Annotated in this window: 23 protein-coding genes and 1 pseudogene; 7 read left to right on the forward strand and 17 right to left on the reverse strand. The window is 71.7% G+C overall.

Features of this window, described 5'->3' with window-relative positions; all coding sequences use genetic code 11:
• Positions 1-57: 57 nt before the first annotated feature.
• Positions 58-453, reverse strand: a complete 396-nt coding sequence (locus OHA89_RS10245) for a cell division protein SepF (RefSeq protein ID WP_030012729.1) — start codon at positions 451-453, stop codon at positions 58-60.
• A gap of 157 nt (positions 454-610) precedes the next feature.
• Between OHA89_RS10245 and OHA89_RS10250 the strand changes: the two genes are divergently transcribed.
• A complete protein-coding gene (locus OHA89_RS10250; protein ID WP_406365943.1) occupies positions 611-1,330 on the forward strand; it encodes a DUF2470 domain-containing protein in 720 nt (239 codons plus the stop codon).
• Between the two features lie 46 nt (positions 1,331-1,376).
• Positions 1,377-2,297 carry an NADP-dependent oxidoreductase gene (locus tag OHA89_RS10255; protein ID WP_257553764.1) on the forward strand — a complete coding sequence of 307 codons (921 nt, stop codon included), beginning with the start codon at positions 1,377-1,379 and terminating at the stop codon, positions 2,295-2,297.
• A gap of 43 nt (positions 2,298-2,340) precedes the next feature.
• Here the strand turns inward: OHA89_RS10255 and OHA89_RS10260 are convergent, their stop codons facing one another.
• The 6 genes from OHA89_RS10260 to OHA89_RS10285 all read right to left on the reverse strand — a co-directional run bounded on the left by OHA89_RS10260 (position 2,341) and on the right by OHA89_RS10285 (position 8,161).
• The gene (locus OHA89_RS10260; protein WP_266614394.1) at positions 2,341-3,708 is read right to left on the reverse strand and encodes an LLM class flavin-dependent oxidoreductase; all 1,368 of its coding nucleotides are present in this window, start codon (positions 3,706-3,708) and stop codon (positions 2,341-2,343) included.
• 10 nt (positions 3,709-3,718) lie between these two features.
• Complete coding sequence (locus OHA89_RS10265; protein ID WP_266615341.1) at positions 3,719-4,492, reverse strand: ABC transporter permease; 774 nt, start codon at positions 4,490-4,492, stop codon at positions 3,719-3,721.
• A 247-nt stretch (positions 4,493-4,739) separates the two neighbouring features.
• Positions 4,740-5,534, reverse strand: a complete 795-nt coding sequence (locus tag OHA89_RS10270; RefSeq protein WP_266614396.1) for an ABC transporter ATP-binding protein — start codon at positions 5,532-5,534, stop codon at positions 4,740-4,742.
• A 6-nt stretch (positions 5,535-5,540) separates the two neighbouring features.
• Entirely contained in the window at positions 5,541-6,581 is a 1,041-nt protein-coding gene (locus OHA89_RS10275; protein ID WP_257553768.1) for an ABC transporter substrate-binding protein, read from the reverse strand.
• Positions 6,582-6,621: 40 nt separating this feature from the next.
• Positions 6,622-7,179, reverse strand: a complete 558-nt coding sequence (gene ssuE / locus OHA89_RS10280) for an NADPH-dependent FMN reductase (RefSeq protein WP_257553769.1) — start codon at positions 7,177-7,179, stop codon at positions 6,622-6,624.
• A 34-nt stretch (positions 7,180-7,213) separates the two neighbouring features.
• Positions 7,214-8,161: a TauD/TfdA family dioxygenase gene (locus OHA89_RS10285; RefSeq protein ID WP_266614398.1), complete on the reverse strand. Its 948-nt coding sequence runs from the start codon at positions 8,159-8,161 to the stop codon at positions 7,214-7,216.
• A 971-nt stretch (positions 8,162-9,132) separates the two neighbouring features.
• Here OHA89_RS10285 and OHA89_RS10290 point away from each other — a divergent pair.
• Genes OHA89_RS10290 through meaB form a run of 3 tightly spaced genes read left to right on the forward strand, consistent with a single transcriptional unit; the run spans position 9,133 to position 14,207 of the window.
• A complete protein-coding gene (locus OHA89_RS10290) occupies positions 9,133-11,004 on the forward strand; it encodes a methylmalonyl-CoA mutase family protein (protein ID WP_266614400.1) in 1,872 nt (623 codons plus the stop codon).
• Between the two features lie 7 nt (positions 11,005-11,011).
• Positions 11,012-13,213 carry a methylmalonyl-CoA mutase gene (scpA, locus tag OHA89_RS10295; protein ID WP_266614401.1) on the forward strand — a complete coding sequence of 734 codons (2,202 nt, stop codon included), beginning with the start codon at positions 11,012-11,014 and terminating at the stop codon, positions 13,211-13,213.
• A gap of 10 nt (positions 13,214-13,223) precedes the next feature.
• A complete protein-coding gene (gene meaB / locus OHA89_RS10300; RefSeq protein ID WP_406365945.1) occupies positions 13,224-14,207 on the forward strand; it encodes a methylmalonyl Co-A mutase-associated GTPase MeaB in 984 nt (327 codons plus the stop codon).
• A gap of 118 nt (positions 14,208-14,325) precedes the next feature.
• Here meaB and OHA89_RS10305 read toward each other — a convergent pair whose 3' ends face one another.
• Positions 14,326-15,327, reverse strand: coding sequence for an asparaginase (locus OHA89_RS10305; RefSeq protein WP_406368461.1), 1,002 nt, complete (start codon positions 15,325-15,327; stop codon positions 14,326-14,328).
• A 118-nt stretch (positions 15,328-15,445) separates the two neighbouring features.
• Between OHA89_RS10305 and OHA89_RS10310 the strand changes: the two genes are divergently transcribed.
• Positions 15,446-15,901 (forward strand): Lrp/AsnC family transcriptional regulator, encoded by a 456-nt coding sequence (locus OHA89_RS10310; RefSeq protein ID WP_406365946.1) that lies wholly within the window; start codon positions 15,446-15,448, stop codon positions 15,899-15,901.
• A 78-nt stretch (positions 15,902-15,979) separates the two neighbouring features.
• On the opposite strand, the gene OHA89_RS10315 is transcribed toward OHA89_RS10310, so the two are convergent.
• From OHA89_RS10315 to OHA89_RS10330, 4 genes are all read right to left on the reverse strand, one after another.
• Positions 15,980-17,347: a carotenoid oxygenase family protein gene (locus tag OHA89_RS10315; RefSeq protein WP_266614406.1), complete on the reverse strand. Its 1,368-nt coding sequence runs from the start codon at positions 17,345-17,347 to the stop codon at positions 15,980-15,982.
• Between the two features lie 74 nt (positions 17,348-17,421).
• Entirely contained in the window at positions 17,422-17,862 is a 441-nt protein-coding gene (locus OHA89_RS10320) for an SRPBCC family protein (RefSeq protein ID WP_266614408.1), read from the reverse strand.
• Between the two features lie 34 nt (positions 17,863-17,896).
• Complete coding sequence (locus OHA89_RS10325; RefSeq protein ID WP_406365947.1) at positions 17,897-19,357, reverse strand: MFS transporter; 1,461 nt, start codon at positions 19,355-19,357, stop codon at positions 17,897-17,899.
• 104 nt (positions 19,358-19,461) lie between these two features.
• Positions 19,462-20,028, reverse strand: coding sequence for a TetR/AcrR family transcriptional regulator (locus tag OHA89_RS10330; RefSeq protein WP_215142411.1), 567 nt, complete (start codon positions 20,026-20,028; stop codon positions 19,462-19,464).
• A gap of 63 nt (positions 20,029-20,091) precedes the next feature.
• Between OHA89_RS10330 and OHA89_RS10335 the strand changes: the two are divergent.
• Positions 20,092-20,235 (forward strand): annotated as a pseudogene (locus OHA89_RS10335) (flavin-dependent oxidoreductase); the annotation flags it as partial.
• Here the strand turns inward: OHA89_RS10335 and OHA89_RS10340 are convergent.
• Genes OHA89_RS10340 through OHA89_RS10360 form a run of 5 tightly spaced genes read right to left on the reverse strand, consistent with a single transcriptional unit; the run spans position 20,233 to position 25,008 of the window.
• Entirely contained in the window at positions 20,233-21,399 is a 1,167-nt protein-coding gene (locus OHA89_RS10340) for an aminotransferase class I/II-fold pyridoxal phosphate-dependent enzyme (RefSeq protein ID WP_406365949.1), read from the reverse strand. The pseudogene OHA89_RS10335 and the gene OHA89_RS10340 sit on opposite strands and share 3 nt — an antisense overlap.
• Positions 21,389-22,126: an alanyl-tRNA editing protein gene (locus OHA89_RS10345; RefSeq protein WP_266614414.1), complete on the reverse strand. Its 738-nt coding sequence runs from the start codon at positions 22,124-22,126 to the stop codon at positions 21,389-21,391. The genes OHA89_RS10340 and OHA89_RS10345 overlap by 11 nt, the downstream gene beginning before the upstream one ends.
• Positions 22,119-23,102, reverse strand: a complete 984-nt coding sequence (locus OHA89_RS10350) for a pyridoxal-phosphate dependent enzyme (RefSeq protein WP_266614416.1) — start codon at positions 23,100-23,102, stop codon at positions 22,119-22,121. Before OHA89_RS10350 ends, OHA89_RS10345 begins: the two co-directional genes overlap by 8 nt.
• The gene (locus OHA89_RS10355; RefSeq protein WP_406365951.1) at positions 23,099-24,109 is read right to left on the reverse strand and encodes a DMT family transporter; all 1,011 of its coding nucleotides are present in this window, start codon (positions 24,107-24,109) and stop codon (positions 23,099-23,101) included. Before OHA89_RS10355 ends, OHA89_RS10350 begins: the two co-directional genes overlap by 4 nt.
• Complete coding sequence (locus tag OHA89_RS10360) at positions 24,106-25,008, reverse strand: hypothetical protein (RefSeq protein WP_266614420.1); 903 nt, start codon at positions 25,006-25,008, stop codon at positions 24,106-24,108. The genes OHA89_RS10355 and OHA89_RS10360 overlap by 4 nt, the downstream gene beginning before the upstream one ends.
• Between the last annotated feature and the right edge of the window lie 18 nt (positions 25,009-25,026).

Here is a 25,026-nt window from a genome sequence, read left to right on the forward strand (position 1 = left end):
GTACGGGCCGCCGGACCCCCCGAGAGCCCGGCGAACCGTTACGTCGCGGCGACCTTCCTACGATCGGGGGACGGCAGCGGCCGCGATCCCCTCGACCTCGGTCCCGACGGGCGCCAGCAGGAAGACGTTCCGGTCCACCCGGTGCATCCCGCTGCCGAGTCCGAAGACCACACCACTGCTGAAGTCCAGGATCCGCTTGGCCACTTCGCTGTCGGCGCCGGTCAGGTCGAGCAGTACCGGGATCTGCGCGATCAGGTACTCCGCCACCTCCCGCGCGTCCGCGAAGATCTGAACCCGGATCACCACGAAGCGCCGCTGCTCCGCCGCCGACGCTCCCGGCGCCGTGGGGATGGTGCGGTGGTCCACCCGGGAGGGCCATTCGTTGCGGCTGCGCAGGGGGACCACCTGCGCGAGCCCCTCCCACTGTTCGTCGGTGACGTCGTACCTGCTCACCGGGCCGCCTCGGCCGCGCGCTTCATGTGCATCCCCCCATCCTCTCGCGTTTCACCCGTTCAGCCCAACACCGACACGAACCAGACCGGCTACTCCCCACGAACGAATTAGGTTAGGTTAGGCATACCTAAGTTCTCGGGATGATGGAGAGATCCAGATGCGCATGTCCGGTGCCCCTGCCACCCCGGCCACCCGGCCCACCGACGCCGAGCGCGTGCGGTCGATCCTGGCCGCCGCCCACTCCATGACCGCGGTCACCGACGGGCTGCGCGCCGAGGTCCGCCACCTCGACGGCGGCGACCCGATGGGCCGGCTGCACCTGCACCCCGCCGAACCGGGCGGCGACGCCGAGCACCGGCCCCCGATCCGGCTGGAGTTCACCGACGTCGCCCCCACCCCCGTACGCGACCGGGTGCGGGCCCGGGTGACCATCGTGGGCCGCCTGCTCACCCCGTACACGGGCGAGAGCGACGGTCCCGGGGATGAGAGCACCTGCATGGAGTTCGGCCAGGCCGTCCTGGAGACCGCGGACGGCTTCTCCTACGTCGGGCTGGAAGAGCTGGACGCGGCCCGCCCCGACCCGCTGGCCCCGTACGAGGCGGGCATGCTCACGCACCTCCTCGACGACCACCCGGACCTCGTCACCCTGCTGCTGCGCCTGGTCCGGCCGCTGCCCGCCGCCTCGGTGATCCGCGCACTGCCGGTCGCCATGGACCGGTACGGGATCACCCTGCGGCTCGAGGAGCGGAGCGGCCACCGCGACGCACGGCTGGCCTTCCCCTCGCCGCTCGACGACGTGGAGCAGTCGGGGGCGCAGATCCAGGCCCTGTTCAGCGCGGCCCGGCGGCGCTCGCACCGCAACACGCTGCCGGCCTGACGAACGGGGCGGAATAGGCCCGGGCGGCGCCCCGTTGGAACCGATCATGAAGGCCATCACGTACAACGCATACGGAACTCCCGGCCGGCTCACGCTCGTTGACGTACCGCAGCCCAAGGTGGGGCCGGGCGAGGTTCTCGTCCGCGTCAAGGCGGCCGGGGTCAACCCGGTGGACTGGAAGCTCGCCGCCGGATATCTCGACCCGATCCTCGAAGTCCGCTATCCCGTCATACCCGGCTGGGACGTGGCCGGAGTCGTCGAGGCGGTCGGCCCGGACACCTTCGACTTCGCCGTCGGCGACGAGGTCTACGGGTACGTGAGGAAGGAGTGGGTGGAGCTCGGCACCTACGCCGAGCTGGTCAGCGCCCCGGTCCGCACCCTCGCGCACAAGCCCCGCGAGCTGACCTTCGAGCAGGCCGCGGGAATTCCCCTGGCCGGCCTGACCGCCTACCAGTCCCTCACCCGCGTGGGCCTCAAGGCCGGCGAGACCGTCGTCATCCACTCCGCGGCCGGCGGCACCGGCTCGTTCGGGGTGCAGATCGCGGTCGCCCTCGGCCTGCGTGTCATCGGTACGGCCGGCGCGCACAACCACGACTACCTGCGCTCCCTCGGCGCCGAGCCGGTCCTGTACGGGGACGGGCTGGCCGACCGCATCCGCGCGCTGGCGCCCGAAGGCGTGGACGCGGGCCTCGACTTCTACGGCGACGGCGCCGTCGAGCTGCTCCAGTCGCTGGTGAAGGAGCGTGACCGGGTGGTCTCCATCGCCGACTACGAGGCCGCGGCCAAGGGCGCGCACCAGCTGTGGGTACGGCCCGACACCGCCGACCTGACCTTCCTGGCCGAGCTCGCGGACTCGGGCCGGCTCACGGTCAACGTCGAGCACGCGCTGCCGCTCGCGCAGGCCGCCAGGGCGTGGGAGCTGAGCGCCACGGGCCGGACCAGGGGCAAGATCGTACTGACGGTCTGAAAACCCGGCGGGGGGCGGTCCGCCTCGGACCGCCCCCCAGTGCTCAGGCGGTGACCGGCACCGCTGCCGGTGCGCCGGCCCCGCCGCTCGCGTAGCGGTTGGCGGGGCGCGGCAGGCCGTAGTTCTCGCGCAGCGTGCGGCCGGTGTACTCGGTGCGGAAGAGGCCGCGGCGCTGGAGGATCGGCACGACCTGGTCCACGAAGTCGGTCAGGCCGGTGGGCAGGACGGGCGCCATGATGTTGAACCCGTCGGCGGCTCCCCGGGTGAACCACTCCTCGAGCTGGTCGGCGATCTGCTCGGGCGTGCCGGCGAAGACCCGGTGGCCGCGGCCGGCGCCGAGGCGGGCGATCAGCTGGCGCAGGGTGAGGCCGTCGCGGCGGGCGAGTTCGGCGACGAGGGTGAAACGGCTCTTGTTGCCGTTGACGTCCCGCTCCTCGGGGAGATCGGGCAGCGGGCCGTCGAGGGGCAGTCCGGAAAGGTCCACGTTGAGCATTCCGGAGAGCTGGGCGAGGCCGTACTCCGGCACCTGGAGGTCGGTGAGCTGCTGCTCCAGGGCCTTCGCCTCGGCCTCGGTGGAGCCGATGACGGGCGCGATGCCGGGCAGGACGAGCAGGTCGCTCTCGGCCCGCCCGTACTTCGCCAGGCGGGACTTGAGGTCCTTGTAGAAGGTCTGGCCGTCCGCGAGGGTCTGCTGGGCGGTGAAGACGGCCTCGGCGTACTGGGCGGCGAACTCCTTTCCGGACTCGGAGGAGCCCGCCTGCACGAGCAGCGGGTACCCCTGCGGGGAGCGCGGGACGTTGAGCGGGCCGGCCACGCCGAAGTACTCGCCGCGGTGGGCGGCGGGGTGGAGCTTGTCGGTGTCGGCGTAGATGCCGCGCTCCTTGTCGAGGACGATCGCGTCGTCCTCCCAGCTGTCCCAGAGCTTGGTGGCGACGTCGAGGAACTCGCGGGCCCGGTCGTAGCGGAGGCCGTGCTCCAGGTGCTCCTCCCGGTTGAAGTTGCGGGCCTCGTCCACGGTGCCGGAGGTGACGATGTTCCAGCCGGCGCGGCCGCCGCTGATGTGGTCGAGGGAGGCGAATTTGCGGGCGAGGTTGAAGGGCTCGTTGAAGGTGGTGGAGACGGTGGCGATCAGCCCGATGTGCTCGGTGACGGCGGCGATGGCGGAGAGCAGGGTGAGCGGCTCGAACCCGCCCAGGGCGTTGTAACGGGCCTTGCCCCAGAGGGCGAGTCCGTCCGCGAAGAAGATGGAGTCGAGCCTTCCGCGCTCCGCGGTCCGGGCGAGCTCCTGGAAGTAGCGCAGGTCGGTGACGCGCTCGGGGCTGCTGCCGGGGTGGCGCCAGGCGGCGTCGTGGTGTCCGGCGTTCATGAGGAAGGCGTTGAGGTGGAGGGTCCGGGGCGTCTGGTCGGTCATGTGGGTTTCCCTAGGAAGAGGCGGGGACGCGCCAGAGGCTGAGGCGGCGTTCGACGGTGACGAGGAGCTGGTTGAAGGCGACGCCGATCGCGGAGATCGTGATGATGCCCGCGTACATCTGCGGGATCGCGAAGTTGAACTGCGAGGCGTTGATCAGATAGCCGAGTCCCGCTTTCGCGCCGATCATCTCGGCGGCCACGAGGACGAGGATGGATACGGCGCCGGCGAGCCGGATGCCGGTGAAGATCGCCGGTACGGAGGCCGGGAGGATCACCTTCTGGAACAGGCGGGGCGTGGAGAGGTCCATCGACCGGGCGAGCCGGATCAGGGTGGGGTCGGCGTTCCGGACGGCGCTGATGGTGTTGAGCAGGACGGGCCAGAGGCAGGCGTAGACGACGATCGACACCTTCGAGGTCTCGCCGATGCCGAGGAGCAGCACGAAGACCGGGAGCAGCGCGAGGGCCGCGGTGTTGCGGAAGACCTCCAGCAGCGGCCCGAGGAAGTCGGCGAGGGGCCGGTACCAGCCGATGAGCAGGCCGAGCGGGACGGCGACGGCCACGGCGATGCCGAAGCCGCCGAAGGAGCGGATCAGGCTGGCCTGGGTGTGGTCGGCGAGCTGGCCGTCGCCGGCCAGCTCCCACCAGGCGACGGCCACCTCGCTGATGGGAGGCAGGAAGGTGGCGTCGACCAGGCCGGCGCGCGGGGCGATCTCCCAGAGGGCGACCAGGGCGAGGATCGCCGCGGTCCGGACGGCGACGGCCTTCAGGACGCGTACGACGGCCAGTGCGGCGGTCTTCGTACGGACGGGGGCGGGGGCGGGGGCCTGGCCGGCTCGGATCGGGCCGACGGGGGTATCGGCCCGGGCGGTCCCGGCCGGGGCCGGGGCCTTGCGGACCGGGGCCCCGGTCGCCCGGGGCGTCCGGGCCGGGTTCACGACGGGGTCGGCGGCCGGGTCGGCGACGGGGTCGGCCGGGGTGCGGCCGGGGCCGTGAGGCCCGCGGCCGCCAGGGCGGTGGTGTCGGTTCCGGTGGTCATACGGCTGCCGCCTCCTTCTCCAGTTGCTGGGCGCGGGCCACCTCGTCGTGGAGGAGGTTCCAGATCTCGTGCCGGTAGCGGGCGAACTCCGGGCTGGACCGCAGGGCCTCGCCGAGCAGTCCGTCGCGGTCGCCGAAGGAGACCGGGACGACCTCCTTGACCCGGCCGGGCCGGGAGGTCATGACGGCCACCCGCTGCCCGAGGTAGACGGCCTCCTCGATGCCGTGCGTGATGAAGACGACGGTCTTGCCGGTGCTCTGCCAGATGCGGCGCAGCTCGTCCTGGAGGGACTCGCGGGTCTGCGCGTCGAGTGCGGCGAACGGCTCGTCCATCAGCAGCACGTCCGGGTCGTACGCCAGCGAGCGGGCGATGGCGACGCGCTGGCGCATGCCGCCGGAGAGCTGGTGCGGGTGCCGGTCCTCGAAGCCGGTCAGTCCGACCAGGTCCAGGAACTCCTTCGCCCGGGCGGCGCGTTGGCGACGCGGCACACCGGTCGCCTCCAGGCCGAACTCGACGTTGCCCTGGGCGGTGCGCCACGGCAGCAGCGCGTACTGCTGGAAGACGATGCCCCGGTCCAGGCCCGGCCCGGTGACCTGCTTGCCGTCGAGCAGGATCCGCCCGGCCGTCGGGGCCGCCAGTCCGCCGAGGAGGTCGAGGAGAGTGGACTTGCCGCAGCCGCTGGGGCCGACGACCACGAGGAACTCCCCGCTGCGGATCTCCAGGTCGATGCCGTCGAGGGCGGTGAAGTCCCCGAAGGTCTTGCGCACTCCCTCGAACACGATCTTCGCCATGTCCGGTCAGCCCTTTCCGTAGCCGTTGAACTCGTTGGTGTAGAGGTCGGACGGCTTGAACTGCCCCGCCTTGATCTCGCCGCGCTCGCCGAGCCAGTCGAGCCAGAGCTGGAACTCCTTGTCGGGTATCCGGCCGCCCGTCTCGGCGATCCCGAAGGAGCGCCAGTACTGCAGGGCGGCGGTGTCCTCGTTGCGGCCGCGCTTCTTGACGATCTCGGTCATCCGGGCGACGGCCTCCTCGCGCGGGGTGGTGCGGGACCACTCGATGGCCTTGGCCACGCCCGTCACGAAGGTCCGTACGGTGTCCGGGTTCTGCTTGATGAAGCGCTCGGTCATGATGTAGGTGCCCGCGCTGAACGGGCCGAGCAGATCCACGTCGGTGAACAGCGGGCGGATGCCGCCGGAGGCGACGGCCTTGTCGCGCAGGATGCCGGTGAGCACCCCGACCTCGATCTGCTTCGCGCGCAGCGCCTGTTCGGTGTTGACGGGCGGTACGACCAGGGCCTCGACCTTGGCGGCGTCCGCCTTGGAGAGGCCGTTGCGGCTGAGGTAGGTGTCGAGCAGCGCCTGGTAGTGGGCGCCCAGGGTGTTCATGCCCACCTTCTTGCCGATCAGGTCCCGGGCGGAGCGGATCGGGCTGTCCTCCAGGACGAAGTAGCCGGCGTAGGAGTACTGGTCCGAGCCGTAGGAGGAGATGACCGCCTTGATCGGCGCCTTGCCTGCGGCGAGCTTGATGACCGCGCCGTTGAAGGCGCTGCCGAAGTGGGTCTGGCCGGTGGCGGCGGACTGGATGTCCTGCGGGCCGCTGATGGTGTTGCCGACCCATTCGAGCTTGACGTCCTCGAAGTAGCCGAGGTCGGCGGCGAGTTCGGGGAGCGTGACCGCGCCGACCGAGCCCTGGTACTTCAGGGTCTTGACCTGCGAGCCGGAGCCGGGTCCGCCGCCGTTGGCGGTGGCCGTGCCGCAGCTCACCGCGGCCGCCGAGATGCCGAGCAGGGTCAGGAACTGGCGTCGGGAGGTGGAGGTCGGGGCGAGGGCTGCGGGCATGGCGGGTCCTTGTGGGTGCTGGTCGCGGGGGCGGGCTGTATTACGGGGCGGGGGTGAGGGCGGTGGCGTCCGCGGCGCGCAGGGCGTCCGCGAACTCGTCGACGGCCTGGAAGAGGTCCAGTTCCGCCTCGGGCCGCAGCCGGTCGGGGCCGGAGCCGCGCTCGACGGAGGAGTCCAGGACGAACCGGCCGGCGGTGACGTGCCGGGCGCCGAGGGCGGCGAGCACCGGGCGCAGGGCGTAGTCGATGGTCAGGACGTGGGCGAGGCTGCCGCCGGTGACGAGCGGCAGCACCGTCTTGCCGGCGAGGCCGTCCTGCGGGAGCAGGTCGAGGAAGGCCTTGAGCAGTCCGGTGTAGGAGGCCTTGTAGACCGGGGTGGCGATGACGATGCCGTCGGCCTCGGCGACGGCCTCCAGGGCCCGGCGGATGTCCGGCTCGCCGCGGCGGGCGGACAGCAGGTCGGCGGCGGGCAGTTCGCGCACGGAGAGGTGCGCGGTCCCGAAGCCGGCGTGGGCCAGGCGGCGCAGTACGTGGTCGGCGACGACGGCGGTACGGGAGTGGGCGGAGGGGCTGCCGGTGATGGCGAGCAGCTGGGGCACGGGGGCTCCTTGGGCTTCGTACGGGAACGGACGGTCAGGCGGCGGTCGCGGCCGAGGCGCCTGAGGCGATGCCGAAGGCCGGGTCCGGGACGCTCGCAGGGCTGAGCAGGCGGGAGGGCTCGCCGTCGGGGCCGACCGGGACGTCGCCGTCGACCGTGACGCGGCGCAGGGTGCGCTCGTGGTCGTCGGAGTCGTCCACGCCGTAGTGCTGGGTGGCGCGGTTGTCCCAGATCGCGACGTCGCCGGCCTGCCAGTGCCAGCGGACGGTGTTCTCGGGGCTCTCGATGTGGGCCTGGAAGAGGTCCTGGAGGAGGCGGGAGTCGCGGCCGGTGAGGCCCTTGATGCGCTGGACGAAGTTGCCGAGCAGCAGGGTGCGTTCACCGGTCTCGGGGTGGACGCGGACCACCGGGTGCTCGGTGAGGAACTTCGTGGAGGTGAAGACCTCGCGGTACTGGGCCAGGGCCTCGGGCAGCGCGTCGGGCTTCAGGGCGGCGTAGTCGTACTCGTTGGAGTGGACGGCGCGCAGGCCGTCGGCGAGGATCCGCAGCGGTTCCGGGAGGTTGCCGTAAGCGGTGGCGGTGTTGGCCCACAGGGTGTTGCCGCCGTACGGGGGGATGGTCACGGCGCGCAGGACGGAGAAGGCCGGGTAGGCGGGGACGAAGGTGACGTCGGTGTGCCACTGGTTGGCGCGGGCGCCGTGGTGGGAGTCGATGCCGAGGGCGTACCGGCCGTCCGCGGAGGGGACGGTGGGGTGCGCGACCGGGGCGCCGAGCAGCCGGGCGAAGGCCTCGTGGCCGGCTTCGTCGAGGTGGTCCTGGCCGCGGAAGAAGACGACCTTGTGGGCGAGGAGGGCGGCGCGGATCTCGGCGACGGTGGCGGCGGGCAGGTCTCCGCCGAGCCGTACGCCGCCGAGCTCGGCTCCGATGCGGCCGCCGATCTTCGTGACGGTGACGGTAACGGCGGTGGTTGTGGCAGTGGCCATGGGAACTCCCTGGGCAGGGGCGCGGACGAGTTGTCTCCGCGGCGGAGGAAATGGAGGTACGCGGCAGCGCGGTACGACGCGATGCGGGTACGGGAAGACGCGCGGGCCGGGCCTCTGGAACCGGGGGCCACGGAGGCGCGGGGCGGCCGGGGCACGGGGCAGCGGGGCAGCCGGGCCGTGGGGCCCTGGGCCGGGGGCCGGGGCCCTGGAGCAGCCGGGCTCAGGCGCGGTGCGGGGCCGGACAGCGGCCCGGACACCCGCCGGGCGCGGTACAGAGGCCGGGGGTGTGGAGCCGCGGGACGAGGAGTGCGTTCGCGGTCATGGCTCGGAGCCTGACAGCGCCCCCACCCCCGGTCAACCCCCGCCGAAGGCCGCCGACGGGGCCTCGGCCGGAACCCCCGCCGGGGCCTTCGCACCCGCTGCGACCTGGCCTTTCCTCGCACCTGGGAGCCGCGCACGAACCCGGCCCGACGGCCGAAAACCGTGGCTGGATTTCACGCCCCCGCAACGCGACCGCCACGCGTCCGCCGGATCCGCCTGCCGCTGCCGCTGCCGCTGCGCGGGGCCTCCCCCACCCCGCCCCTTCCCTAAACCGGGCTCCGCCCGGACCTGCGCCTCAAACGCCGGCGGGGCTGGGATATGCCCGGCGGACGACATCAGCCAAATCCAGCAACGGCGCCGCACCATCGCTGCTTCTGTCGGATGTCTTCAAAACCGGCGATCATGGTCGGGACCGAGCAGCCACGCGTCCCGTACAAGGGAAGATCCGCCCCGCCGCGACGGCGCTCCGGCCCGCCCCCGACACCCCCGCGCGGATCGTGATCTCGCACGCGGACCCGGCCACACCCCCGCAAGCCGCCGCAACGGTGCTGCTCAGCCCGGTGTTCCGTGATCCAAGCCGCTCAAATGAGAGGGCGAGATCACACCCGTCGGTATAGTGCCGCTTGAGCGTCCTCCCCTACATTCGAGCCATGACGGTCCTGCCTGACGACGGGCTCTCCCTGGCCGCCGAGTTCCCTGTCGCGACACATGAGCAGTGGCAGCGCCTTGTAGAGGGCGTACTGCGCAAGTCGGGCAAGGAAGTCTCCGGCGAGGCTGCTGAAGAAGCGTTGTCCACCCCGCTCGAGGACGGGCTCATCACCCGCCCGCTGTACACCGCGCCGCCCGACGGGACGGCCCCCGACACCGGTTTCCCCGGATTCGCCCCCTTCGTACGGGGCGGCAGGCCGGAGGGCACCACCGCCAACGGCTGGGACGTACGCCAGCGCATGGTGGGCACCGATCCGGCACGCCTGAACGAGGCGGTCCTCGCCGATCTGGAGAACGGGGTCACCTCCCTCTGGCTGACCGCGGGCCAGGGCGGCATCCCGGTCGACGGTCTCGCCCGCGCGCTGGACGGGGTCTACCTGGACCTCGCCCCGGTCGTCCTGGACGCCGGAGCCGAATACGCCGAGGCCGCCCGTACGTTGCTGAGCCTGTATGCCGAGCGTGGCGTCGCCCCCGAGGCCGCCCGGGCCTCCCTCGGCGCCGACCCGCTGGGCCACGAGGCCCGGACCGGTGAGGCGCTGGACCCGGCGGGTGCCGTGGAGCTGGCCCTGGAGGCCGCCGCCGGCTGGCCCGGGGTCCGCGCGCTGACCGTGGACGCCCTGCCGTACCACGAGGCCGGCGGCAGCGCCGCCGAGGAGCTGGCCCTGTCGCTGGCCACCGGTGTCGCCTATCTGCGCGCCCTCACCGAGGCCGGTCTGAGCGTCGAAGCGGCCCTGGGCCAGCTGGAGTTCCGCTACGCGGCCACGGCCGACCAGTTCCTCACCATCGCCAAGCTGCGCGCCGCGCGCCGTCTGTGGTCCCGTGTCGCCGAGGCCTCGGGGGCCCCGGAGGCGGGCGCCCAGCTCCAGCACGCGGTGACCTCGCCGGTGATGATGACCCGCCGCGACCCCTGGGTGAACATGCTGCGCACCACCGTGGCCTGCATGGCCGCGGGCGTGGGCGGCGCGGACTCGGTCACCGTGCTCCCCTTCGACCACGAGCTGGGCCTGCCGGACGCCTTCGCGCGCCGGATCGCCCGCAACACCTCCACCATCCTGCTGGAGGAGTCGCACCTGGCCCGCGTGATCGACCCGGCCGGCGGCTCGTACTACGTCGAGCGGCTCACGGACGAACTCGCGCACGCCGCCTGGGAGTTCTTCCAGACCCTGGAGAAGGCCGGCGGCCAGGCCGCCGCCCTGCGCTCCGGGCTGGTCGCCGAGCGGCTCGCCGCCACCTGGGCCGCCCGCTCGAAGAAGCTGGCCAAGCGCCGCGAACCGATCACCGGCGTCAGCGAGTTCCCGCTGCTGTCGGAGAAGCCGGTCGTACGCGAGAGCGCGCCCCCGGCGCCGACCGGCGGTCTGCCGCGCGTCCGGCGCGACGAGGCGTACGAGGCCCTGCGCGCCCGCAGCGACGCGCACCTGGCGGAGACGGGCGCCCGGCCGCGGATCTTCCTCGCCGCTCTGGGCCCGGCGGCCGCGCACACCGCGCGGGCGGGGTTCGCCTCGAACCTGTTCCAGGCGGGCGGCATCGAGGCGGTGCACGACCCGGTGTCCGTCGACGCGTCGACGGCCGCCGCGGCCTACGCCGCGAGCGGCGCCGACGGCATGGCCGTGCTGTGCTCCAGCGACGCGCTGTACGCGGAGCAGGCCGAGGCGGTGGCCGAGGCCCTGCGCGCGGCGGGCGCCACGACCGTGTTCCTCGCCGGCAAGCCGGGCACCGCAGAGGCGTCCGTGGACGAGTACGTCTTCGCCGGCTGTGACGCCGTCGCCGTGCTGTCCTCCGTACTCGACCGGATGGGAGTGCCCAATGAGCAGTAGGAACAGCATGAGCATCCCCGATTTCTCCGAGCTGTCGCTCGGCCCCACCGCCGCCACCGGAGTCTCCGAGGACCAGTGGCGCTCCTCGGTGAAGGAGTCCACCGGCACCGCGGCCGCCGACCTGCTGTGGGAGACCCCCGAGGGCATCGGCGTCAAGCCGCTGTACACCGGCCGCGACGTGGAGGGCCTGGACTTCCTCCAGACGTACCCGGGCGTGGCCCCGTACCTGCGCGGCCCGTACCCGACGATGTACGTCAACCAGCCCTGGACGATCCGGCAGTACGCCGGATTCTCCACGGCCGAGGAGTCGAACGCCTTCTACCGGCGCAATCTGGCCGCCGGCCAGAAGGGCCTGTCGGTGGCCTTCGACCTGCCGACGCACCGCGGCTACGACAGCGACCACCCGCGCGTGACCGGCGACGTCGGCATGGCGGGCGTGGCGATCGACTCGATCTACGACATGCGGCAGCTGTTCGACGGGATCCCGCTGGACAAGATGTCGGTGTCGATGACGATGAACGGCGCGGTGCTGCCCGTTCTCGCCCTCTACATCGTGGCGGCGGAGGAGCAGGGCGTCTCCCCCGACAAGCTCGCCGGGACCATCCAGAACGACATCCTCAAAGAGTTCATGGTCCGCAACACCTACATCTACCCGCCGAAGCCCTCGATGCGGATCATCTCCGACATCTTCTCCTTCACCTCGCAGAAGATGCCGCGGTACAACTCGATCTCCATCTCCGGCTACCACATCCAGGAGGCCGGAGCCACGGCCGACCTGGAGCTGGCGTACACCCTCGCCGACGGCGTGGAGTACCTGCGCGCCGGTCAGGCCGTGGGGCTGAACGTGGACGCCTTCGCGCCGCGCCTGTCCTTCTTCTGGGCGATCGGCATGAACTTCTTCATGGAGGTCGCGAAGCTGCGCGCCGCCCGCCTGCTGTGGGCGCGTCTGGTCAAGCAGTTCGACCCGCAGAACGCCAAGTCGCTGTCGCTGCGCACCCACTCGCAGACCTCGGGCTGGTCGCTGACCGCGCAGGACGTCTTCAACAACGTGACGCGTACGTGCATCGAGGCGATGGCGGCGACCCAGGGCCACACCCAGTCGCTGCACACCAACGCCCTCGACGAGGCGCTCGCGCTGCCGACCGACTTCTCGGCGCGCATCGCCCGCAACACCCAGCTGCTGCTGCAGCAGGAGTCGGGGACCTGCCGGTCGATCGACCCGTGGGGCGGCAGCGCGTACGTCGAGAAGCTGACGTACGACCTGGCGCGGCGGGCCTGGCAGCACATCGAGGAGGTCGAGGCGGCCGGCGGCATGGCGCAGGCCATCGACGCGGGCATCCCCAAGCTGCGCGTGGAGGAGGCCGCGGCCCGTACGCAGGCGCGGATCGACTCGGGCCGCCAGCCGGTGATCGGCGTCAACAAGTACCGGGTGGCCACCGACGAGCAGATCGACGTCCTCAAGGTCGACAACTCCTCGGTGCGCACCCAGCAGATCGCCAAGCTGCGGCGGCTGCGCGAGGAGCGCGACGAGGCGGTCACGCAGGACGCGCTGCGGGCGCTGACGAACGCGGCGGAGCGGGGCGCGGGCCAGGGCCTGGAAGGCAACCTGCTGGCCCTGGCGGTGGACGCGGCGCGCGCCAAGGCCACCGTGGGCGAGATCTCGGACGCACTGGAGAAGGTGTACGGGCGGCACGCGAGCCAGATCCGTACGATCTCGGGTGTGTACCGCACCGAAGCAGGCGAGTCCCCGTCCGTGGAGCGCACCCGCGCGCTCGTCGACCGGTTCGAGGAGTCGGAAGGCCGCCGTCCGCGCATCCTGGTCGCCAAGATGGGCCAGGACGGGCACGACCGCGGCCAGAAGGTGATCGCGACCGCATTCGCCGACCTGGGCTTCGACGTGGACGTCGGCCCGCTGTTCCAGACCCCGGCGGAGGTGGCCCGCCAGGCCGTCGAGGCGGACGTCCACGTGGTGGGCGTGTCGTCGCTGGCGGCCGGCCACCTGACCCTCGTACCGGCGCTGCGCGAGCAGTTGGCGGAGGAGGGCCGCGAGGACATCATGATCGTCGTGGGCGGGGTCATCCCGCCGGCCGATGTGCCCACGCTCCTGGAGATGGGCGCGACGGCGGTGTTCCCGCCCGGAACGGTGATCCCCGACGCGGCCCACGACCTGGTGACGCGGCTGGCCGCGGACCTGGGCCACGAGCTGTAGGCGGCCGCCGGTGCCGAAGATCGACATCGAGGCGTACGCGAAGGGCGTGCTCGACGGGAAACGCGCGTCCATCGCGCGGGCGATCACCCTCGTCGAGTCCACCCTGCCCGCCCACCGGGCGCTGGCGCAGGCGTTGTTGACGGAGCTCCTCCCCCATGCGGGGAGGGCACGCCGGATCGGGATCAGCGGGGTGCCGGGGGTGGGCAAGTCCACCTTCATCGACGCGTTCGGCACGATGCTGACGGGTCTGGGCCACCGGGTCGCGGTGCTGGCGGTGGACCCGTCGTCCAAGCGCACGGGCGGCTCCATCCTCGGCGACAAGACGCGGATGGAGCGCCTCGCCGTGGACCCCGCGGCGTTCGTCCGCCCCTCACCGTCCGCCGGAACCCTGGGCGGTGTCGCGAAGGCCACCCGCGAGTCGATGATCGTCATGGAGGCGGCGGGCTACGACGTGGTCCTCGTCGAGACGGTCGGCGTCGGCCAGTCCGAGACCACGGTCGCGGGCATGGTCGACTCCTTCCTCCTGCTCTCCCTCGCCCGTACGGGCGACCAGCTCCAGGGCATCAAGAAGGGCGTCCTGGAACTGGCCGACGTCCTGGCGGTGAACAAGGCGGACGGCCCGCACGAGCGCGACGCGAAGGCCGCCGCCCGCGAACTGTCGGGCGCGCTGCGCCTGATGCACCCGGCGGACTCGGCATGGACCCCGCCGGTGCTGACGTGCAGCGCACGGGAGTCGGCGGGCCTGGACGAAATCTGGAACCGCCTCGAACAGCACCGCCGGCTCCTGGACGCGAACGGCCGCCTGACGGCGAAGCGGGCGGCCCAGCAGGTGGAGTGGACCTGGTCGATGGTCCGCGACGAACTCCTGGAACGCCTGCGCTCGGATCCGGCCGTACGAGATCTCGCGCCCGGCCTCGAAGCCGCAGTCCGAGCGGGTACGGTCACCGCCACCGCGGCGGCGGACCGCCTCCTCTCGGCCTTCGGCCGCCCCTGACAAAACGCCGGCGGGGCTGGAGCAATCCAGCCCCGCCTGGGGCCCCTCCCAGCGGTAGCTGGGGGAGTTTGAGGCGCGGGGTCTGGGGCGGAGCCCCCAGCAACGGCGGCGCCGCAGGCTACGCCTCGACCAGCACCGCCCCGGCGGCCCCGAGCACCTCACGCAGGACGCAGGTCTGCTCGGCCACCTCGCCGGAGGCGAGCAGCGCGGACAGGACGGCGATCCGGGCCTGACCGGCCCGCAGCGTCCCCGTCGGCACCGCACCCGCCGCCACCAGATCCACCGCCCCGCCGTGCGTGTAGATCTCGGTGACCGGCCCGGCCATCACCCGCGTGGTCAGCGCGACCAGCACCCCGCGCCCGACGGCGGCCTTGACGGCGTCCACGATCTCGGGAGTCGCGTTGCCCGCGCCCGTCCCGACGAGGACGACACCCCGCGCACCGGCCGCGACGGCGGCGTTCAGCAGCACCGCGTCGCCGTCGGCGTGGTGCACCACCACGTCCACGCGCGGCGGCAGCTCCGGCATGGCCGGCAGCGCGAGCGGGGCGGGCCGCTGGGGTTCGCGCAGGATGGCGACCTTGCCGAAGCCGATCTTCCCGAGCAGTTCCTTCGAGGGGTCGGCGAACGCGTCCAGCGCCACCGCCTGCGTCTTCACCGTGCCGCGCGCGGCGTGCACCCGCCCCGAGAAGGCGATCAGCACGCCCAGCCCGCGCGTGGTGGAGGCGGTGAGGAGCGCGTCGTACAGGTTCTCCGGCCCGTCCCCGTCCGCGGTGCCCATGGGGCGCTGCGAGCCGGTGAACACCACGGAGCGCGCGTCGTGGTGGTGCAGGTCGACGAGGAACGCCGACTCCTCCAGGGTGTCCGTGCCGTGGGTGATGACGATGCCGTCGACGCCGGGGTCGGCGAGCACCTCGTGCACGGTGCGCAGCAGGGTGAGCTGGTGGGCGGTGGTGAGCCGCGGGCTGTTCACGCTGAACAGGTCCACGACCTCGACGTCGATGCCCTCGGGCAGCGGCGCGGTGGCCATGACCTCGCTGCCGTCGGCGTCCGCCGCGAATCCGGAGCCCTGCCAGCGGCTGGCTATCGTTCCGCCGGTGCTGATGACGACGATCCGCCCCATGGCCGCGGCCACCTCTCCTCGCACGTATGTACTGAAACAGCAATGATAGAGAGATCTACGCGCAATGTGATTGCTTCTTTCACCCCTCCCGTAACACCCGGTGGGTGATAATTGCGTGATGGATGCCATTGACCGCGAAATCTTGCGCGAGCTCCAGGCGGACGGTCGCCTGAGCAACCAGGAACTCGCCCAGCGCGTGGGACTGACCCCCTCCCCCTGCATGCGCCGTGTGCGCCAGCTGGAACAGGACGGGGTGATCCAGGGCTACCGCGCCGTGATCTCCCCCGAGGCGGTGGGCCGCGGCTTCGAGGTGCTCGTCTCGGTGGAGGTCCGCCGCGACCGCGAGGCGGTCGAGGCGTTCGAGGCCGCCCTCCAGGACATCCCCGACGTCATCGAGGCCTACCGCCTCTTCGGCAGCCCGGGCTGCCTGCTGCGGATCGCCGTCGCGGACCTGCGCGCGTACGAACGCCTGTGGATCGAGCAGCTGACGGCGCTCTCCGGGATCACCGAGGTCAACTCGCAGATCATCATGAAGCGCATCAAGGAACCGACCGGCCTCCCCGTCGAACGCTGAGGACACCAGGTCGGTGGCGGCGTCTGCCGGACCGGGACCGGGCCCCGGGTGGGCGGAAGTCCCCGGGGCCCGGTCGGGTCAGTTGTCGGTGCCGTCGAGGGCCGTGTCCGGGATCCAGGAGCCGTGGATGCCGGCGGTGACGCGGCGCGGGAGGTGGACGGTGGCGATCCGGTCGAGGCCGGAGGCGTCCAGGACCAGGAGCTGGGAGGCGTCCTGCTTGAGGTCGGAGAGGACGGTGAGGAGGTAGCCGTCGTCCTCGCGGGTGGCGCCGGCGGCGGGGACGAAGACGGCCTCGCTGGGCAGGCGGGCGTCGCCGGCCTGGTGGATGCGGCGGGCGCCGGTGGTGCGGTCGTACTTGACGATGCCGTAGCCGCCGAGACCGTCCTGGTCGGGGAAGGAGACCGCGTACTGGTAGCGGTTCTCGGCGCCGAGGAACTCCTCGTTGAGCGTGGGGAATTCGACGGCGAGGTCGTCGATGACCTGCTCGTCGACGCTGCCGGCGGCCAGATCGATGACCCATCGGCGGTTGAAGGAGCGGGTGTTGGGCTCGGTACCGCGGCCGGGGGCGCCGACCCACCAGTTCCAGGAGAGCTGGAATCCTTCCCGGTCCACCGTCGGGCCTTCCAGCACGATCCGGCCCGCGGCGTCCTCGTAGGCGTTGGCGGCGTGCAGCATGTTGCCGGGCTCGACGGAGAACCAGCGGATCTGCCCGGCGCCCTGCGGACCGCGCGGCATGACGCCGATCCGGGCCGGCTGGGCATCGCTCCAGCCGTAGGGGATGCCCGAGTGCTCGGTCGGGTCGAAGGTGACGCTGCCCTCGACGAAGACCACGTGGTGGCGGGTGAGCGCGAAGTCGTGCTTGAGGGAGGCGGTGGCCCCCGGCACCTCGAAGCTGTGCGTGACCTGGCCCTTGGCGTCGGCCACGTAGTACATGAGGTAGGGCGGGAACGGCGAGGAGCCGAAGAAGTGCAGCTCCCCGGTGACCGGGTCGGTCTTCGGGTGCGCGGTCATCGCGCCGCGCAGCTTGCCGTCGAAGTCGTACGCGCCGACCGTGTCGAGGTCCCGGGTGAGCTCGAAGGGGAAGTTCGCCTCGCAGAGCGCGAGCAGGCGTCCGGCGTGCTCGATGACGTGGGTGCCGGCAGTACTGGCCGTCAGGTCCGGGCCGTGCTCGGTCATGTAGGGGGCGCCGTCCAGGGCGGGGGTGTGCACCCAGCGGTTGCGGTACCACTCGGCGCGGCCTTCCCGCAGCCGGATGCCGTGGACCATGCCGCTGCCCTTGAACCAGTGGGTGGGGGTGACGCCGGGCTTGGGGTTGTGGCTGTTGCGGATCAGCCGACCGGTCAGCTCCGGCGGCAGGTTGCCCTCGACGGTGAGCTCGGTGGCGGTGATCTCGTCGACGGCCGGGGCGTAGTGGCCGGTCAGGTAGGGCTTGGCGGTGGTGGTCATGGCTGGGAACCTCGCTTCGTGTGACGGTGACGGTGACGGATGAGAGATGTGGCGGACGCGGTGGGTGACTGAGGTCAGCCGGCCTGCTCCGCGCGGGACTTGAGGGCGGCGAGCCAGGCGGTCAGGGAGTCGTGGAGGGCCTGGCCGAGCTCGGCGGTCGCGGCGTCGACGGGGGCGCCGCTCCAGGACTCCTCGGTGTGGACGGTGACCCGGCTGCCGGTCTGCTCGAACGTCCACACGTGGACGCCCTCGATGCCGTTGGCGGGGCCGCCCCAGACCAGGCGCTCGCCGGGGACGATCTCGCGGATGGTGGAGGTGATGTCCAGCCCGTGCGTCTTCCAGCTGAAGGAGCCGCCCGGCAGCAGCGGTCCGTCGAGCTCGGCCTGGTCGACATCGGCGTTCCAGCTCGGCCAGGTGTCGATGTCGGTGTGCAGGTCCCAGACCCGCTCCAGCGGGGCGTCGATCACGGTGGACAGGCGGACGATGACGGGAGCGGTCTCGTCGATGGTGAACATGGTGCGTCTTCCTCTCGGTGGATCCGGCGATGGGTCAGCGGGTGCGGATGGTGGTGGACGGCGCGGCGTCGGTGGTGGCCGGTGCCTTCCCGTCCGGGGTACGGCTTCGTCGGGTCAGGAGGGCTGCGAGGACGGCGGTCGCGGCCAGGACGGCGGCGGAGATGGCGAAGGCGGTGCGGTAGCCGGCGGTGAGCGCCTCCAGTTGGGGCTGGTGGGCGGCTGCGTGGGCGGTGGTGGTACCCGCGAGGGTGGCCAGTACGGCGAGGCCGATGGCGCCGCCGACCTGCCGGGAGGTGTTCACCAGGCCGCCGGCCAGCCCGGTGTCCCGCTTGGCGACGCCGTCCACGGAGAGGGCGGTGAGCTGGACGAAGGCGATGCTCAGGCCCAGTCCGATGAGGGTGCTGGCTCCGAGGACGTCGGCGAGGTAGCTGCCGTGGGCGGTGATCCGGGACAGCCACAGCAGTCCGGCGGCTTCGGTCAGCAGGGCGCCGGTCACCGTCGCGGTGGCGCCGACCCGGCCGGAGATCCGCGGGGCGAGGGCGGAGCCGAGCATGTTGGCCGCGGCGAGCGGGAGTTGGCCCAGGCCGGTGACCAGAGGGCTGGAGCCGAGGACCTGCTGCTGGTAGAGCGGCAGGAAGAAGAACAGGGCGATCCACACCGAGCCCAGCAGTGCCATCAGCAGGTTGCCGACGGTGACGCGACCGGCGCGGAACAGGCGTGGCGGCAGCAGCGGATTCGGGTGGCGGCGCTCGACCAGGACGAACACGGCCAGCAGCACGGCGGTGACGGCGAAGGCCCCGAGGACGGCGGTGTCCGTCCAGCCCGAGCGGCGGGCGGTGGTCAGGCCCCACACCAGGGCGGTCAGCGCGAGGGTGACGGCGGCGGCGCCGGGCAGGTCGAACCGGCCGCCGGCGCCGACCGGGCTCGGCGGCACGCTGAGGGCAACGCCGGCCAGGACCAGGAGCGCGCCGATGGCGACGGCGAAGAAGATCCACGGCCAGCCCCACGCCTGGGTGAGGACACCACCGAGCAGGACTCCGGCCGCGCCTCCCGCGCCGGACACCGCGCCCCACACGCCAAGTGCCCTCCCCCGCCCGGGTCCTGGCGGGAACAGGTCCATCACCAGGGCCAGCGCCGCCGGCGCGATCGCCGCCGCGCCCAGGCCCTGCACCGCACGGGCCGCGATCAGGACCGGGGGCGAGGCTGCCAGCCCCGCAGCCAGCGAGGCGGCCCCGAACACCGCGAGACCCGCGAGCAGTACCCGGCGCCGGCCGAGCAGGTCGGCCGCCCTTCCGCCGGCCAGCAGCAGTGCGCCGAAGGCCAGCCCGTAGGCGTTCACCACCCACGTCATGCCGCCGTCCGACAGCCCGACGCCGTCGCGGATCTGCGGCAGGGCCACGTTCACGATCGAGGTGGCGAGCATGACGGTGAACTGCGCCCCCGCCAGAGCGGCGAGCGCCGCTCCGGGACTGCGGGTGGTGGCGGTGATCCTCACGACCGATCCTCCTTGAGTGGTTAACCACTCACACTTGACGCCTAAGGAAAGGCGGGGCCGCATGCCCCGCCGACAATTCCAGCCGTCCGGCCGCGAGCCGGACGTCAGTAGTGCGTGATGCCCGCGGACAGTGTTCGGATCCAGGGGGCGTCCACCTCGTCGGCCCCCATGGAGACGATGAGGTGGCACAGCATGCCGAGCGCGAAGAACTGCTGGACCTGCTCCTCCGTGCCGCCCGAAGCTCCGCGTACGTACTCCACCACCCGGGCGTAACCCTGCCGGACCGCCTCACGCACGGCCGGCTCGGAGACGGCCGCGGCCTGGGCGTGCAGCTGAATCAGCATCAGGTCCTTGTCGCTGATCAGCAGCGCGTAGGAATCCCCCATGGCTTCCAGGACCACCTCGGCGGAGCTGCCCTTCGCCTCGGCCGCCGCCCGCTCCAGGCTGGCCCGGACCAGCACGAAGCAGTGCTCGACCACCGCGGTGAACAGCAGCTCCTTGCTCGGGAACAAGCGGTAGACGTACGCCTGCGAGATGCCGGCCGCCTTCGCCACCTCGGAGGTGGTGGTGCCCCAGTAGCCACGCGCCGCGAAGGCGCCGATGGCGGTGCGCAGCACCGTCTCGCGGCGCTCTTCGGCGGTGGAAAGCTTTCGGGGTCGTTCGCTCTTCATGTGAGTACTCAACCACTCACACTCTTCCGTGTCAACGCATCCACCGGCGCCCTGCGACGACCTCTCGCCGCACGCTCCTCGGCGATCTTCGAGTACCCGATGGTCGACCGCGATCCCCTGCCGCGCCGGAGCTTCGGACGGGTCACCCTGCTCGGCGACGCCGCACACCCGATGTTCCCCATGGGCATGAATGGCGGATCGCATTCACAGCGCCGCCCCGATCCGGTCGAACGCCTCGCCCAGGACCGCCGGATGGCTGGCGGCGTTGATCCGGAAGTACCCGGCGTAGGCATCGCCTCCGAACGCGGCCCCGGGAAGCGTGTGGACCCTGGCGCGGGCGAGGGCGCGGGCGAAGCGCTCCGCCTGGTCCGGCTCGGGGAATCCAGCCCACACCAGGTAGGTGGCCTCGGGTGCGACGGCGTCCACCTGCAGGGGGAGCCGGGAGAGTTCCGTACGGACCGATTCCACGCGCTCGGCGAGTACGGCACGCAGTGCGGCCAGCCATCCGGTCCCCTGCTCGTAGCAGGCGACCGTGGCGATGGCGCCGAAGCTTCCGGGGCGCCCGAGCAGACTCTGCGGCAGCCCGGCGAGCGCCGCGGCCGTGCGGTCCGAGGCATAGACCGTGGCGCTCTTCAGGCCGGCGATGTTGAATGCCTTGGACGCCGAAGTGAGGCCGAAGACCCGGGCCCGGTGCACGGCGGGGTCGGCGAACACGGACCGCGGCTGCCGCGCGAGTCCGAGCGGCATGTGCACTTCGTTCGCGAGCAGCAGCAGATCGTGTTCCAGGACGAGGGAGAGCGCCGCGGTGATCTCGTCGGCGTTCCAGGCCCGCCCTACCGGGTTGTGCGGCTGGCACAGAATCCAGGCCCCCGCACCGGCCGCCGCGGCAGCCTCGAGCGCGGCGAAGTCGTGCCGGTAGCCGGCCTCGTCCCGCAGCAGCGGCACGGCCACCGGGCGCATGCCCGCCTCTTCGATCACCGTGAACAGGTCGCCGTACACCGGTGTCTCCACGATGACGGGGCTGCCGGGCGGCAGCTGGTCCCGGAGGAGTGACCGCAGCCCGGTCAGTATGTCGGTGGTGCAGCGGAGTCCTGCTGTGGAGGCGTGGTGCTCTCGGGCCAGATGGCGTGCGCAGGCCTGCTCCTGCTCGCCGGTGAGGCCGTATCCCGTCTCGCCCTCCCGCACGGCGCGTTCGAGGGCGTGGCGGAGGAACTCCGGTGCCTCCAGATCCATTTCTGCGACACCGAGGCAGATCCGGTCCGGTTCGAGCGCGCCCACCTGCCACTTCAGAGTGCGCCGGGCGCGCAGGACGTCCGCGTCCGCTATGAACCTCGGGGCGTCCCCGGGCGTGAGCCGGTCGTCAGTCCGCATCGCGATCCAGCTCGACATAGAGGCGGGTGCCGCCCTTTCCCTTGGTGCGGCGGCGCACGGTGATGCCGCCCAGGATCTCCTTCGGATGCCGCACGTGGGTGCCGCCGCAGGGGATCTCGATCTCTCCCGAACGCCAGACGAAGACGTCGTCGGCCCCCGGCAGGGGGGTCACGACCGCCTCCCCGGCGGCATCGAGAAGGGCGAGGACACGGGCTTGGATCTCCTGCACCGCCTCGCTGGGGATCGAACAGCCGAAGTCGAAGCGTGCGGCGCTGTCGCTGATGTGACAGCCGCGGGTCGAGCGCGCCTGGCCGTGCGCCGTGAGGTATTCACCGGTGGCGTGGAACAGGAAGTGCGCCAGGGTGTGCATCTGCATGTTGCGGAAGCGGCGTTCCCAGTCGATCTCCATGGTGACCTCCGCTCCCACCTCGAGCGAGCAGGGTTCCTCGAACACGTGACAGAACACCGAGTCGATCGTGGCGACTTCACCGTTGGGCAGCTGATAGGGCCGGCCGCCCGCCTTCTGTACGTCCACCACTCGCTGTCCGTCGACGGTTCCCTGGTCGGCGACCTGCCCGCCGGACTCGGCGTAGAACAGTGAACGGTCGAAGACCGCGTGGTGCCCCTCGACCGCCAGGACGACGGCCGTCGCGGTCGTCGCGTACGGGTCGTGGTGGTAGAGCTGGGCCGTGGCGGGAGCCTTGCTCCACAGGGCGGGGTTAAGCATCGGTCCGTCCTCCGTTCAGCAGTGTCGTTCCGTACAGTTCGCCGCGGTCGGCGAAGAAGGTGAGTATCTCGCCGTCGGCGGACGGGCCGAGGTCCGCGGCGAGTTGGCGCGCGCCCATGAAGCAGACGCCGGACGATCCGCCCACGCTGAGCCCTCTGGCGGCCAGCTCCCGCACGCCGTCGCAGGCCTGTGCGTCGGATACCCGGTAGACGCCCTCGACCCGGGTCCTGGCCGCGTCGATCACGGCGGGGATCCGGTTCTGATTGCCGGTGCCGCGCAGGATGCTCCGGGCCGGCGAGCCGCCGAAGGTGATCGAACCCTCGCGGTCCGCCACGTAGGAGGGGATGCCCTTGGCCTCCAGCATCGCGGACAGGGCGGCGAAGTGGCCGCCGCTGCCGACGCAGAAGATTCCGGCGGTGATCCGGGAGAAGTCGAGGGCGGCCATCAGGTGCGGTACCACCCAGCGGGTGTAGACCTGCGGGTTGAGCGGGCTGTCGTTCTGGTTGGTCCAGTAGTAGTCGGGGTGCTCGGACAGGATGCTCCGCAGCAGGTCGTCGCGGGCCTGCTGGCTGCCGAGGACCGGATGCGGGGTCGCGGCGATGTGGAGGACCCCGCCGACCAGTTCGATCTTCCGGCGGGTGATGTCCGGGATGCCGGGATCGGTGACCAGGTGAACGGGGTGCCCGAGCAGCCGGCCGGCCACCGCCAGTCCGAGTCCGAGGGAGCCCGACGTGGACTCGATGACGGTCTGGCCCTCGGCGAGCAGTCCCTCCTCACGGGCCAGGAGGAGCAGTCCGAGGCCGAGGATCGACTTGAAGCTGGACTCGGTGGCCGGGCTGCCGTGGATCGCGCGCAGCCGCAGTCCGGAGGCCTCGAAGCCGCCGCAGTCCAATGTGCTCAGCCGGCTGAGTTCTTCGATGAGTTCGTACGGATCGGGGCCGCTGTGGCGCGGCGCCGAGGGGTGGACCAGGTTCACTTCTTGCCCTCCAGGAGGTTCTTGGCCCAGAAGATCGAAACGAGCAGCACGCCGATGCCCGCCATCTGCACCAGGCTCAGACGCTGGTCGAACAGGACCAGGCCGTAGACGGCCGCGGCGACCGGCTGCAGCAGCACGAACAGCGCGGCGAGCTGGAGCGGCAGGAACTTCACGGCGTGTGCCATCAGGGTCTGGCCGAGCAGCTGCGAGGTCACCGCGAGGGCGATCAGTACGAGCCAGCCCTTCGCGCTGGTGGGCCACATGCTCTCGCCGAGCAGGGCCGCCACCGCGAAGCAGGCGAGGCCGCAGACCAGGCTGAGGGTGGCCATGATGCGGGTGGCTTCGTGGCGCTCGCGCAACCCCTTGGCCACGACGAGGAACAGCGCGTAGAACACGGCGGTGGCCAGTGCGAGGAGGTCACCGCGCAGATGCTGGGGGTCGAGGCCCGTTCCGAGGATGACCAGGATGTACAGGCCCGCCAGCGCGAGCAGGGCGGGCAGGGCGAGCCGCCACGGCAGCCGGTCGCCGAAGAGCAGGAAGCAGAGCGGGGCGATGATGAACGGCACCAGGTTGGCCAGGAGATTCGCCTCGGCCAGCGAGGTGTAGAGGAACGAGATGTTCCACAGGCACAGGTCGGCGGCGAGGAACAGCCCTCCCAGGACGATCAGGAGCTGGTCCCGCCGCCCGATCCGAGGCCGGCCGGCGCCGGAGACAGTGGGGGCGGTGGCGTTCACGCGCGTGCGGCGGGCGGCCGCCAGTGACATGCCGAGCAGCATGGGCGCGGCAAGCAGCGAACGGTATCCGCCGGTGGCCACCGGACCCACCTCGCTGATCCGGACGAAGACACCGCCGAGGGCCAGGCAGCAGACCGCGAGGAGCACCATGAGCTGCGAACGGGCACGGCTGCCCGGCTTTTCCTCCGCAGTGGGTTCCGGCGCGTCCGGGACCGGGCCCGGGACCTCGTGTCCCGGTTCTGTCGTCGAGTCCGTCGTGACTGCGCGGCTCATGAGTGCCCCGACTCCTTCAGTGTGTAGAGGTGGCTGTCGTAGCCGAGGGAATGCAGTGCACTCCGGGATTCAGCGACACGAAGATCGTGGTCCGTCTGGTGTTGCGAGAAGATGAGCCCGGCCACCGTTCCGCTGTGTGCCACGCACACGCCGAGGGCCCCCCATTCCTTCTTGACCGCCATGAGGTCCTCCAGGGACTTCTTGGGGAGCCGGTCATTGTGCAGTTCGCTGCTGAGAGTCGCTATTTCCGCGGCCGCATTGCCGTCATTCGCGAGGAGTGCCGCGTCGAGTTCGGCGAAGAGCCGCTCGTAGACACGGGCCTTCCCCGGGTCCTCCGGGATTTCCCGGTGGAACTCCTCCGTGCGTACCCAGCCGCCCTCGTCCACTCCGACGATGCTCCAGCGCAGATCCGTGTCGTATTTCGCGATCAGGGTCTGCGACCGCTGGGCGCAGGAGGCGATTCCGGGGTGCAGCAGATAGTCGCCGTATTCGAGCCTTCGGGCCACGGAGAGCGCGAGCGCGTGCGCCACTGGCGCGGGGGTCGCCGGGTGGGCCTCCTGGATGCAGAGCAGGGCGACGGCCAGGATGTCGGCGGTCGAGCTCGCATGTCCTTTGGCCACGGGGATGTTCGACGTGATGTCGATGGTGAGACCGGCGTGGGAGAACCCCAGGTCAGCGCTGAGGGTCTCGAAGGCGGAGAGCGCTTTGGTGCGGTCGGCCGGGCTGATCGTGAGTGCCTGCGTGCCAGGGCCCTCGGCCCGTCGCAGCCGCGCTGCGCAGCTCAGCTCCTCGACGGGCGCCGTGAAGAGGAAGTGCTCGAACCCGCGCGCGCCGACGGTGTAGCCCTGCAATATTTCTCCGAATGCGCCGTGGACGGTGCTGGCGATCTTGTCGTGCATGGGGTCGTTGTACGCGGC

This window comes from Streptomyces sp. NBC_01546, from assembly GCF_045208355.1.
Taxonomy (GTDB): Bacteria; Actinomycetota; Actinomycetes; order Streptomycetales; family Streptomycetaceae; genus Streptomyces.